Annotated in this window: 11 protein-coding genes; 6 read left to right on the plus strand and 5 right to left on the minus strand. The window is 32.4% G+C overall.

Going from position 1 to position 12,175, the window contains the following annotated elements:
• Window positions 1-293: 293 nt before the first annotated feature.
• Together AB1410_07070 and AB1410_07075 are read left to right on the plus strand one after the other, a co-directional pair.
• Complete coding sequence (locus tag AB1410_07070) at window positions 294-1,178, plus strand: polyprenyl synthetase family protein (protein ID MEW6456454.1); 885 nt, start codon at window positions 294-296, stop codon at window positions 1,176-1,178.
• 15 nt (window positions 1,179-1,193) lie between these two features.
• The gene (locus AB1410_07075) at window positions 1,194-1,787 is read left to right on the plus strand and encodes a hypothetical protein (protein ID MEW6456455.1); all 594 of its coding nucleotides are present in this window, start codon (window positions 1,194-1,196) and stop codon (window positions 1,785-1,787) included.
• 264 nt (window positions 1,788-2,051) lie between these two features.
• On the opposite strand, the gene AB1410_07080 is transcribed toward AB1410_07075, so the two are convergent.
• The 3 genes from AB1410_07080 to AB1410_07090 form a co-directional block, all read right to left on the minus strand.
• The gene (locus AB1410_07080) at window positions 2,052-3,095 is read right to left on the minus strand and encodes a hypothetical protein (GenBank protein MEW6456456.1); all 1,044 of its coding nucleotides are present in this window, start codon (window positions 3,093-3,095) and stop codon (window positions 2,052-2,054) included.
• Between the two features lie 72 nt (window positions 3,096-3,167).
• Entirely contained in the window at window positions 3,168-4,841 is a 1,674-nt protein-coding gene (locus tag AB1410_07085; protein MEW6456457.1) for a ribulokinase, read from the minus strand.
• 187 nt (window positions 4,842-5,028) lie between these two features.
• Window positions 5,029-5,283 (minus strand): hypothetical protein, encoded by a 255-nt coding sequence (locus AB1410_07090; GenBank protein ID MEW6456458.1) that lies wholly within the window; start codon window positions 5,281-5,283, stop codon window positions 5,029-5,031.
• Between the two features lie 137 nt (window positions 5,284-5,420).
• Here AB1410_07090 and AB1410_07095 point away from each other — a divergent pair, with 137 nt between their 5' ends.
• The 4 genes from AB1410_07095 to AB1410_07110 all read left to right on the plus strand — a co-directional run bounded on the left by AB1410_07095 (window position 5,421) and on the right by AB1410_07110 (window position 10,252).
• A complete protein-coding gene (locus AB1410_07095; protein MEW6456459.1) occupies window positions 5,421-6,311 on the plus strand; it encodes a DUF362 domain-containing protein in 891 nt (296 codons plus the stop codon).
• A 12-nt stretch (window positions 6,312-6,323) separates the two neighbouring features.
• Entirely contained in the window at window positions 6,324-7,466 is a 1,143-nt protein-coding gene (gene amrS / locus AB1410_07100; GenBank protein MEW6456460.1) for an AmmeMemoRadiSam system radical SAM enzyme, read from the plus strand.
• A gap of 3 nt (window positions 7,467-7,469) precedes the next feature.
• The gene (locus AB1410_07105) at window positions 7,470-9,617 is read left to right on the plus strand and encodes a hypothetical protein (protein ID MEW6456461.1); all 2,148 of its coding nucleotides are present in this window, start codon (window positions 7,470-7,472) and stop codon (window positions 9,615-9,617) included.
• Window positions 9,618-9,712: 95 nt separating this feature from the next.
• Entirely contained in the window at window positions 9,713-10,252 is a 540-nt protein-coding gene (locus AB1410_07110; protein ID MEW6456462.1) for an arginine decarboxylase, pyruvoyl-dependent, read from the plus strand.
• A 5-nt stretch (window positions 10,253-10,257) separates the two neighbouring features.
• Here AB1410_07110 and AB1410_07115 read toward each other — a convergent pair whose 3' ends face one another.
• Window positions 10,258-11,238: a peptidyl-prolyl cis-trans isomerase gene (locus AB1410_07115; GenBank protein ID MEW6456463.1), complete on the minus strand. Its 981-nt coding sequence runs from the start codon at window positions 11,236-11,238 to the stop codon at window positions 10,258-10,260.
• Entirely contained in the window at window positions 11,235-12,167 is a 933-nt protein-coding gene (locus AB1410_07120) for a peptidyl-prolyl cis-trans isomerase (protein MEW6456464.1), read from the minus strand. Before AB1410_07120 ends, AB1410_07115 begins: the two co-directional genes overlap by 4 nt.
• Window positions 12,168-12,175 lie beyond the last annotated feature (8 nt).

Raw genomic sequence — 12,175 nt, forward strand, 5'->3', positions numbered from 1 at the left:
TAAGGTAACTCTTTAGAGCCCACCCGGACCTTGCCCTGAACTTGTTTCATGGGTTGATTCAGGGGTTGCTTGATGCAAGGCTAAAGCCTTGCCCTACATGTAACATTATTTATTGCATTTGTATTAAGTTAAGGAAAATAGAGGGTTTTCGCTGATTTGTTTTTGAAACAATAAGTTTCTGGATATATCCTCTTTTATTTGATAGTTCCTTTATTTTCATTTCTCTCTTTGTGGTTTTTGTGAAACAAATTGATAAAAATGCTCCTTTATGATAAATTTTATAATCGATAGAAGTGGAAAAATTCCTGGAATATTTAGAAGAAAAAAGAAAAAAGATAGATAACTCAATAGAGAATATTTTACCTCCCCCTGAAATATATCCATCCAGTTTACATCAGGCAATGAGATATGGAGTCCTAAATGGAGGAAAACGGATAAGGCCAATTCTAACTATCGCTGTATCAGAAATAACAGGAGGCAAAGAAGAGCCTGCTATGATAGCAGGAACATCGATTGAACTGATTCATTGCGCATCTTTAATACTCGATGACCTTCCATGCATGGATAATTCAGTTCTCAGAAGGGGTAAAGAAACATGTCACAGAGTATTCGGAGAGGATATTGCAATACTTGCAGCATTTGGCCTTTTAAATATGGGTTATTATCTCCTTGCCACTCTGAAAGAAAAAGGAGTAAAAGATAAAATTGTTGTAAATTTGATGAAAAGATTTAATGATGCAATCGGAACTGATGGATTACTTGCGGGCCAGACTGTAGATCTTGAATCCAATTCAAAGAATATAACCAGCGAAATTATTGATTATATTTATAATAAGAAAACAGCTTCATTATTTGTGGCAGCAGCCGAATTTGGTTCAATTCTTTCTGAGATAAACAAGAAAGAGATGTTTTCAATTTTAAGGTATGCAAGAGATATTGGATTAGCTTTTCAGATAAAAGATGATATCCTCGATGCTGAGGGAGACATCAAAAAACTTGGGAAAGAAATAAAAAAAGATTTAAAAAAGACCACCCATGTTTCACTCTTCGGAGTAGAAAAATCTAAAGAAAAGGTTAAAGAATTAATAAATTCTGCGATAAATCACATCAATCAATTTGGGAAAAAAGCTGAATTACTGATTAACCTTGCAAAATTTATAGAGATAAGAGAAACTTAAAATTAAGGAGAAAAAATGAAAACTAAAATAAAATTTTTTTTAATCTTGATAGTTTTATCACTTTCACTTGCATTCATATTCTCAAACCCAGAATTTTTGAAAAAAATACCAATCATAAGAGGACTTACCCAGTACATAGAGACAATGAAACCAGAGGAATTAAAAAATTCCATTATGATTTTTGACATCGATACTATGTGGATTGAAAAATATACAAGACCTTGGGAAACCGTTCTTGTGCCAGTGATTTCATTTAGAGTTAAAAATATAGGAGATGAGCCTTTAAGGTTTGTTTATTTTAACGGAGTTTTTAAATTCAAAGATGAAGAGCAAAGTTTAGGAGACGCTTATCTTCTGACAATGAGAAAGCCTCTTTATCCAAATCAAGTTTCCGATAGAATCACACTTAAATCAAATTATGGTTATAAAGCCTCTTCTAAGGCAGCCTTCATAAACAACCCCAGATGGAAGGAAATGGAGGTAAAAATCTTTACGCAATCAAAATCTTCAGGATTTGTGTATCTGGGAACATGGAATATAAGCAAAAAAATCGAAGGCATCTCTCCTCTCAAGGAGAATAAAATAGAGATTGCAAAACCAAAAGATTAATAACCTGAATTTTAGTTTAATTTTTAAACACTGTACAGAAATTATTTAGTTCTGAGTTGTAGTTTTGATAGTATATATTCGATTTCAGTGTATAAACTACCCATTACAACTTAGAATTAATGATAATAACGCTTGTAGGGCAAAGCTTCAGCTTTGCTTAATTAAAAAATATGCAAAAATAAAAGCTTTCACTAATACTATTTTTTATTCAACTATTTTCTCCTTTATTTTATGGAGTGCGCAAGACAGCTAAAAATTAGGCAATTAGAATAGTTTTTTTAAGGTTTTAAAAAGTTCGACTGTATCTTTTTTAATCGAGTACATTTCATTAAATAAAATTCCGATACTTACTTCTTTTTCCTCGATTTTTTTAAACAAATTTTCAATCTCATTTAAATCTTTTTTTATACTCTCTCTCAGGAATAAATCATCTTTCAGGAAACTTTTAATCTGATTAATTTCTGAGTTAAGCTCACTGAATGAATCTTTTAATTCGATTAAATCTTTTTTTTCTGTCTCTTTTAGGGATTTTTCAATCAGATTTTCAACATCTACTATTCTCTCTTTTATTTTGTTGAATACTTCATCAGCTTCTTTTTTTAATGAACTAATTAAAAATAGTTTTTTAGAAATTTCCTCTCTATTAGCTGTATACAACTTAAATTCTTCATTAAGCCCATCTAATTTTTCATGATATTTATTTATTTTTTCCTCAGTGCTCAGGGATAATTTTCTAAATGAATTTTTTATCATAATTTCATTTTTTTTCTTTTCTTTTTTAAGTCTGATATGGTGTATGGAAAATAAAATTATGATGATCATAAAAGAAATAACCAATAAAATTTCTAATTTATTTAACCCCATCTGAGTTTTTTCAAAGTAATGCTCGGAAAATTTTCTGAATTCTCTTCCAATTTTATAAATCTCATTGAATATGTAATATTCAACTTTTATTTCACCTCTTTTATCTTTAATTTCGTTTGAAAAAAGATTCCAGTATTTGCGAAATGAATTAAGAAAAATCAGATTTGTTCTATCTCTTTCATTTTCAACGCACTCCGGGATGGAATAATTCAGCTTATTTAGAATCTCTTTCAACGCTGTGTAATAATTCTTCCCTCCAGTAAGTTTGTAAAGGGCAAGATTTCTTTCAAATTCTTTCAGCAGAATATCCACTTTTTCTATTCTTGATTTTTGAAACTCCTTTTTTTTAATAACTTCAATTTTTGAATATAAATAGATAAAAGAAAAAACTACGATAAATATTGAAAATATTAGAAATGCATTTTTTCTTAACATATTTTTCATTTAAGAACTTTTTCTAAAAATTTTTTCTAAAATAAAACAACAGAACCAATTTTCTTTCTAAAAGGAAAATTATTATATCACTCCTGACTTTAATTTCTTTAAAAACTTCATCACATTGTTTCTTCCCCGCCCAAAGTAGTTATATAACTTTGAATATTCTTTGAATAGCCTTTTATACATTCTATGATTTTCCTTATCAGGAACATAAACTGTATCTTTTAATCCTGCCATTTTTTCTGCAGCTTCAAAAATACTCTCATACCCACCATTTTCCTTACCTGCTGCTACTGCTCCGAACATGGCAGCTCCCAATGCTGAAGTTTCGCTCGATTTTGCCATTTTTATCTTCCTTCCTGTCACATCTGAAAATATCTGCATCAACAATGAGTTCTTTTCAGCAAGACCTCCACATGCATACAATTCTTTAACTTCAACGCCCTTTTTCTCAAAAGCATCGATTATTATGTTTGTTCCAAAAGCTATTGATTCGATAAGAGCATGATAAATTTCTTCAGGCTTTGTTCCAATTGTAGCACCAATGAGCAATCCTGTTAAGTCACCATCAACAAGTATTGACCTATTTCCATTCCACCAGTCAAGAGCCAAAAGTCCGCTCTGACCTGCTCTTAAATTTGAAGCCTTTTCCTGAAGAAGACTGTATAAATCTACTCCTTTTTCTTTTGCCTCATTTTCATAAAAAGAGGGAACACAATTTCTCACAAACCATGCTAAAATATCTCCTGCTCCTGCCTGTCCAGCTTCATAACCATAGTACCCAGGAATTATTCCATCCTCCACAACACCGCTTATTCCCTCTACAATTTTCTTCTCCTTTCCAAGAATCATATGGCAGATTGATGTTCCCACAATCATTAACATTTTTCCCTCTTCCGCTATTGTTGAAGCTGGGACACAAACATGAGCATCCACATTTCCCACAGAAACGGGTGTTCCCTTTTTCAGCTGTGTTATTTCTGCCATCTCTTTAGTAAGTCCACCTGCTTTTTCTCCAGGAGGATATATGTCAGACCTTAATTTTTCCTCAACAACTTTTTCCAATCGAGGGTCAAGGGCTCTGAAAAAATCTTTACTTGGGTATCCAATTCCTTTTTGCCATATTGCTTTATAGCCGGCTGAACATGAATTTCTCTTTTCACTTCCTGTCATCTTTAAAACAATCCAGTCAGCTCCCTCGATGAATCTATCAGCGGCATTATAAATTTCAGGCGCCTCGTCGAGAATCTCCATTATTTTTGGAAAAAGCCATTCGGAGGAGATTTTCCCTCCATATATTTCAAGAAAAGATTCTCCTCTCTGCTTTGCAACAGAATTTAATCTATCCGCTTCATATTGAGCAACATGATGCTTCCATAATTTTACCCACGAATGGGGGTTATTTCTGTATTCATCCAGCATACAAAGAGGGATTCCATTTTTATCAACTGGCATCATTGTACAGGAAGTAAAATCAATTCCTATTCCTATAACATCTTCAGGATTAACGTATCCTTTTTTTAATACATCAGGAATTGCATACTTAATAACATCTAAATAATCCTGAGGGTTTTGAAGAGCCCAGTCAGGCTTCAATTGAATATTACTGCCCGGGAGAAATCTGTCGATAACTCCATCTTTATAATAATAAACTGAGGTTGCTACTTCATTGCCAGTATCCACCTCTACAAGCACAGCCCTTCCGGACTCAGTTCCAAAATCAATACCAAGTGAATATTTTTTATTTTTCATCATATTTTTATCTACAAATGTTTTTTAAGCTCTCGTCCCCTTATAAATCCTCTCCGCTTTAAAAAGTCTATCAACTGAGCTAACCCAAATCAAGAAAAAAATCCGATTATAAATAAAAAATTTACATTACTTCGATGGGATGCAAGATCCTGTCTGAAATTAAATCTAAAAAACTAAAGAATAAAACTCAGGAATATTTTATTTTGAACTTTTTTGTGAGTTCTCCTCCTATTTGTAGTTTTTTTATCAATTTTTTCTTGTGATATAGACTATCGAGAGAGTTGGTTAATGGAAATAGACTGTTCAAAAATTTACAATTTATTGTAAATAAATGTTTTCCGGCCCTTTCGCTTTTTTGTCTACCGCAACTTTGATTTTGAGGATTTATTGCGAAGAGCCTGAATTTTACTTGCTTTTCAAATTGCCTTAACTTTATTTTCATTTCAAAGCTCCTCATAAAACCCTATTTATTTTTGAACAGCCTCTAAAAGTTATTTAGAAAATATTTTGTCAAGGATATGGAGGCTCTATGTCAAATTATTATTGACATAGATGGAAATGTAGCTTAAAAATTATTTTATGAAAGCTAAGGTTGTAATTGTTAGAGCTAAAGGAATTGTTGATACCGGGAAGATAGATAAAGAGCTTGCGAAAAAAGTTATAGATAAGGGATTGGGTGCCCTTTATGATGAAAAAAGTTCTGTAGAGCCTTTAAGGAAAATCTTTGGAAGGTCAAAATCAATCGGCATAAAAATAAACACCCTTGCTGGAAAGATGATGTCATCAATTCCAGAGATTCCTTTCGCACTTTCAGATTTAATAATTTCTTCAGGAAAAAAGGCTGAAAACATAATCGTCTGGGACAGGACAAACGGAGAATTAAAAGATTCAGGTTATAAATTAAACTATTCTGGAAATGAAATAAGAGTTTTTGGGACAGACACATATGGAGTTGGATATGAAGAGGAACTAACAGAACACAGGAACATAGGAAGTCTTTTTTCAAGGATACAATCGCAGTTAACAGACTCTTCGATAAGTCTTGGAATTTTAAAGGACCATGGAATAACAGGAATAACAGGAGGAATGAAAAATTATTATGGAGCAGTGCATAACCCCAATAAATACCATGACAATCATGGAAATCCATTTATAGCAGACCTTTTCTCCTGTGATTTGATTAAAAATAAGAATAAAATAATTATCCTCGATGCCCTGAAAGTTCAGTACCATCGAGGTCCTTCTTTCCATCCAAAATATTTTGAAATGTATGAATCTCTGATTTTTGGGGAGGATCCTGTGGCAGTGGATTCTGTTGGCTTGAAAATTATCGAAGAAATAAGAAAAAAACATGGTCTAAAATCTTTAAAAGAAGAGGATAGAGAACCCTTGTGGTTGAAGACTGCTTCAGATTATGGGTTAGGGGAATCTGATTTAAAAAAGATTGAAATCCAGGAAATAAATATTTAAAATATAATCAGAATGAAAAAATCGGGAAGAAGAAAATTTATCAAAAACCTTTCCTCCTGCGCTCTCTTGGCATCCATCAACCCAAAATTTCTAAAGAGTCTATTTCCGGAAGATTTATTCTTAAACTCATCATCTGAGCTTTCTTATGTTGAGGCAAAATTTTATAAAAAGCTACCAGATAATGAGGTTAAATGTGAAATCTGCCCGAGAGAATGTGTAGTAGGAGATAAAGAAAGAGGATACTGCGGAGTCAGAGAAAATAAAAAGGGGAAATATTACATTCTTGTGTATGGAAGGCCCTGTGCTTTAAACGTGGATCCAATTGAAAAGAAGCCCTTCTTCCATTTTTTGCCCGGAACAGAGGCATTCTCAATAGCAACAGCTGGATGTAATGTAAACTGTAAATTCTGTCAGAACTGGCAGATTTCCCAGGTCAGGCCCGAACAGATAAGAAGCTTCGATGTATCTCCTGAAGAGATTGTTAAATACGCCAAAAGATATGGAGCTCCTTCGATATCCTATACTTATTCGGAGCCGATTATTTTCTATGAATACATGTACGATGTCTCACTGATTGCATGGAGAAACGGGATCAGAAATACTGTTGTAACCGGAGGACATATAAACCCTGAGCCTCTGTTAGAGCTAACAAAGGTGGTTGATGCAATAAAAGTTGACCTTAAAGCTTTTCATGAAAAATTCTTTAAAGAAATAGTTCGGGGAGAATTAAAACCTGTTCTTGAAACAATAAAATTAATAAAGAAAAGCGGTAAATGGCTTGAAATTGTCTATCTTGTGATACCAACGCTCAATGATTCTCCTGAGGATATAAGAAAAATGAGTCAGTGGCTTGTTAAAGAAGTTGGAAATGATGTTCCTATTCATTTTTCAAGATTTTATCCTATGTATCTGATGAAAAATCTTCCACCAACTCCAATTTCAACATTAGAAAAATTAAGGGATATCACGATAAAAGAAGGGGTTAAATATGTATACATAGGAAATGTTCCCGGGCATGAAGGAGAAAAAACCTTCTGCGAAAAATGTGGACAGATTATTGTCGATAGATTTGGATATACAATTAGAAACATAAACATAAAAAATGGAAAATGTAAATTTTGCCTCAGCAAGATTCCAGGCGTTTGGAACATCTAAAATTTGAAATTAACCACTCAAGAATTATCGCCTTTTTTTCTTGGTTTTTTTAGCCTTGGTTTTCAAATAATCCTCATAAGAGAATTTTCTTCTTCGTTTTATGGAAATGAGATAATCTTCGGGATATTTCTCTCGTTCTGGCTGTTCTGGGGAGGAGTTGGAGCTCTCTTAGCTGAGAAGATAAAATTTAAAAAACATTTGATGGTATTTTTCTACTACATGGTTTTGATTCTGATTGTCTTTGCATTGATAGTCTTAAGGTATTCAAAAATTTTACTCGGGTTTCTTCCTGGAGAAATCCCTGGTCTTCTTCCCACGATTCTGGTTTCTTTTATTATAAATTTCATTGTCACTCTGCCTTTGGGAATAATTTTTGTTTTAAATGTAGAGTTTCTAAAAGGAAATTTAAGCAAAACATACATTCTAGAAAGCCTGGGTTCTGCCGTTTCATGTATCATCATATATTTTCTGATAATCCCTAAATTTTCAAACTGGCAGGGTTTAACATTTATAGCTATAAGTGGATTAATTTTCCTATCTTCTTTTCTCGAAAAAAAGAGATTTGTAATATCTATAATTTTAATTTCGATATCTCTCGCTTTTGGATTTTTACTCGATAAAATTACTATGAACCATGCGTGGAACCCCTTCCATCTGGAAAGATACAAGGATACTCTTTATGGAAAAATTGCTGTAATCAAACAGAATAGTTCTATATCAGTTTACGAAAATGGGTTGTTCTCTTACACCTATCCGGATAGGGAAGGTGCTGAAGAATCTGTACACTTTATTCTGCTACAGAGAGAAAACCCAGAAAACCTTCTACTGATAGGTGGAGGAATGGGAGGATCCCTTGAAGAAGCACTCAAATATAAAAATATTGAAATTGATTATGTAGAACTTGACCCTGAAATTATAAAAATTTCTCTTGATTATTTAGATGAAAAAGAAAAGATTCTGGAAAAAAGAATAAACTATATAACCGGAGATGGAAGGTTTTTTCTCATAAATTCAGTCAAAAAATGGGATGCAATTATTTTAAACCTCCCAGAACCATCAAATGCTTTAACCAATCGATTTTACACTGAGGAATTTTTTAGAATAGTTAAAGAAAGACTAACAGACGATGGAATATTTTCCCTTAAAATACCTTCATCTGAAAATTACATAAGTGAAGAGTTATTAGCTTTTGTTTCAAGTATCTTCCATACTTTAAAAAGTGTATTCAAAAATGTAGAAATCATTCCAGGTAACACAAACATATTCATCGCTTCGAATAGCTTCATTTCAATTGAACCCGAATTTCTAATAAACAGAAAAAACGATCTCGAAATCGAAACCTATTTCTTCAACGCTCCCTACCTTTTTAATAGATTAAGCCCTTTCAGATTAGAGATGTTGAGCAGTGGAATAGAAAGAGTTAAAAAAATTATAAACAGAGATTTTATGCCCACTTCATATTTTTTAAATTCAATTCTCTGGAGTTCTTTCTACGATGGAATTGAAAAAGGAATCTTAAAATTCCTTTATTCAAAATCGTCATTCTGGCTAATTGATTTACCAGTGTTATTATTTGCTTCAATTCTGGTTATCAATATGTTCAGGAAAAAAAATCCATTCCTCCTCCCCATCTGGACAATAGGATTTACGAGTATTTCAGTCGAAATAATAATAATTCTCGCATTTCAGGCTATCTTTGGATATTTCTATGGAAAAATTTCTTTGCTGCTCTTCTGTTTTATGGCAGGGCTTTACGTAGGTTCTTTTCTTTGCCATAAAAAAATAAAGATTAAATACACAAATTTATTGATGCTCCAATTTTTGATTCTGATATCAATATTCTTTATTATCATATTTCTGAAATTCTCTGGAGAATGGAGTGGAAAATTCAATTCATACTTTTTTTATTTGATTCTCTTTGTCTTTGGAGTTTATGGAGGCGGGGTATTCGTTATTTCAACAGAATTATATCTGAAAGAAAAGAGAAGGTATGGAATTGGATGGGCGCTTGACCTCTTTGGCTCCTCCATCGGAGCTCTTCTTATTTCAACGGTTCTTATCCCGCTTTTTGGACTCTTAAAAATAATGGAATACATTTTCATTTTAAATTCTCTTTCCTTCGGTTATTTGACTCTAAAAAAATTTATTTGAAGAGACCTCTTAAAAAACTTTATTTACTTCTTTGTTTAAAATAAATTTGAAATAAATTGCAAAATATAATAAATTTTTCCCTTATAATTTGAGAAATGGTTCCTAAGAAATTATTCTTAACAAAAGGAGTTGGCAGGCACAGGGAAAAACTTGCTTCCTTTGAGGAAGCACTTCGTGATGCCGAAATCGCTCCTTTCAATCTGGTTAAAACCTCTTCGATCTTTCCTCCAAAGTGTGAATTAATATCAAAACAAGAAGGAATTAAACTTCTAAAACCAGGTCAAGTCATTTTTTGTATTCTCAGTGAAAATTCTACCAATGAACCCCATAGATTAATTGTAGCCTCAGTAGGAATTGCCATCCCAAAAAATAAGAATACCTACGGGTATCTTTCAGAACATCATTCTTTTGGTCAGAGAGAGGAAGACGCTGGAGACTACGCTGAGGAATTAGCTGCATCAATGCTTGCAACCACTCTTGGACTACCCTTTGACCTTGAGAAAAGCTGGGATGAGAAAAAAGGAATTTTCAAAATTTCAGATAAGATTGTTACAACACGGAATATCACTCAAAGTGCTGTTGGCAAAAAAGGAGTTTGGACAACAGTAATCGCAGGAGCGATATTTATCTTTTAATCTGACTAATCTATTTTTTCAAAAGGATTTGGGATAAGAATTTTAATGTATGCTTTCTTTTTGAGGGATTCTATATATTTTCTTAAAGCTGGCATTCTCTTTACTTCCAGTATCTTATTATAAATTTCTTCTCTGGTCTCTTCAAATGGTTCCATTCCCTCCTCTTTTTTGCTCTCGAGTTTTATTTTATACCATCCATTTGGAACTTTTATCCATTGAGTTACATCTCCCACATTTGATGAAAAAATAGCTTCATCAAGGGATTTTTCCATTTCCCCTTTTTTAAAACTCCCAAGGTCTCCACCTTTATCTTTCTCGGGTCCTTGAGAATACATTGATGCAACATTTTCAAAGCTCTCCTCTTTCAATTTTTCCTCGATCTCCTTTTTTAATGATTCAACATTATCAGAATTCTTCAAAAATATCCCTTTGACATAAACCTCTGCTGGAATTCTAAATTCAGCCTGATGATTTTTGTAATAATCGAGTAACTCTGCATTTTCCACAATCAATGTAGTATCAATTCTCTTTCTTATTAATTTTTCCTGCAATATGTTTATTTCCATCTCTTTTTTCCATTCTTCGTATTTAATTCCCTCTCTGCTCATTGCTTCAGCAAGCTGCCTTTCATTCTCTAAATTGTTCTCCTTCATTATATTGGTGATAATAGATGTCAATTCAGCTTCAAACGTCAAATTCTCCTCTTTAGCCTCCTGATAAAGAAGTTTCTTCTCAATTAAATTTACAAGAATCGATTCCCTCGTTTTCTCAATTTCCTTCCTCAGCTCTTCTCCTTGAAATTTCTGAGAGAGAAATATTCTGAAATTTATGTCAACTTTTCTTACATCAGATAGCGTAATAATATCATTATTTACAATTGCTACTATCTCATCGATTACTTCAGAGGAAACTAATGTCGTGAATGTCATAAACACAGGGAAACCCAAGATGATACATAAAATCTCAATAAATTGTATCTTTTTCATTCACTTCTCTCATATTCGTAATCAAAAAAAAGCTTATCTAAATATACTCTATAATTTATCTTTTCTTTTACTTCTTTTAATTTTTGCTGATAAAGCATCGATTCTTTTTCCTGAAGTAATCTTAACCTTATTTTTTCTTTTGCTTCATCCAGAGAAACAATCTTCGGAGAAAATCTCTCCTCAACTCTGAGAATGTGATAACCAAAATTTGATTTTACAACAGGACTTATCTCTCCAACTTTCAGGGAAAAAATAACTCTTTCAAGCTCTTCCGGTAATTCTCCTTTTGCAAAATAACCCATTTCACCACCTCTCTGACTCTCAGGACTTATCGACTTATCCTTTGCTATCTTAGCAAACTCAGAAGGAGGGGATTTTTTCAATTTCTGAAGTATTTCTATTGCTTCAGACTCTGAGGAAAGAAGTATCTGACTAACTCTAACCCTCTCTAAAAGTTTAAATTTTTCAGGATGAGATTTATAATAATTTTCTATTTCCCCCTCGTCAATTTTGATGTTCTTTTTTATAAAATCAGAGACATATTTTTCAATAATATAATTCTCCTCATAAATTTTTTTATATTCTTCCTTGATGCCTTCCTGTTTCAAGAAATAATCCTCATCTTTTCCTAACTGAATTTCCATTTTTTTCGCTTCGAAAAGTAAAATTTTTTCATTAACAAACTTGTCAAACAGTCTGCTCAAAACTTTTGGCTGAAGGGTTTTTTCTCCTTCTTCAAAAATAAAGGAAATATAATCTTTAAAATCTTTATTTGTATAAAAGATTGAATCGATCTTTAAAATAATTTCTCTATCAGAATTTTTTACTTTATTAATATTTGGTTTTGTTTCACCCTTTTTTTCTTGATCTTTATTGCATGCAATAAACAAAATAAAAAATATTGTAACAATTGTTAAAAATCTTTTCATTTCCTGCT

The organism is Acidobacteriota bacterium (assembly GCA_040756905.1).
Lineage (GTDB): Bacteria > Acidobacteriota > Aminicenantia > JBFLYD01 > JBFLYD01 > JBFLYD01.

Excerpts from the sequence above, each read along its gene's own strand:
- AB1410_07075 (MEW6456455.1), top strand. The coding sequence starts at position 1,194 with ATGAAAACTAAAATAAAATTTTTTTTAATCTTGATAGTTTTATCACTT.
- AB1410_07080 (MEW6456456.1), bottom strand. The coding sequence starts at position 3,095 with ATGAAAAATATGTTAAGAAAAAATGCATTTCTAATATTTTCAATATTT.
- AB1410_07085 (MEW6456457.1), bottom strand. The coding sequence starts at position 4,841 with ATGAAAAATAAAAAATATTCACTTGGTATTGATTTTGGAACTGAGTCC.
- AB1410_07090 (MEW6456458.1), bottom strand. The coding sequence starts at position 5,283 with ATGAAAATAAAGTTAAGGCAATTTGAAAAGCAAGTAAAATTCAGGCTC.
- AB1410_07095 (MEW6456459.1), top strand. The coding sequence starts at position 5,421 with ATGAAAGCTAAGGTTGTAATTGTTAGAGCTAAAGGAATTGTTGATACC.
- amrS (MEW6456460.1), top strand. The coding sequence starts at position 6,324 with ATGAAAAAATCGGGAAGAAGAAAATTTATCAAAAACCTTTCCTCCTGC.
- AB1410_07110 (MEW6456462.1), top strand. The coding sequence starts at position 9,713 with ATGGTTCCTAAGAAATTATTCTTAACAAAAGGAGTTGGCAGGCACAGG.
- AB1410_07115 (MEW6456463.1), bottom strand. The coding sequence starts at position 11,238 with ATGAAAAAGATACAATTTATTGAGATTTTATGTATCATCTTGGGTTTC.
- AB1410_07120 (MEW6456464.1), bottom strand. The coding sequence starts at position 12,167 with ATGAAAAGATTTTTAACAATTGTTACAATATTTTTTATTTTGTTTATT.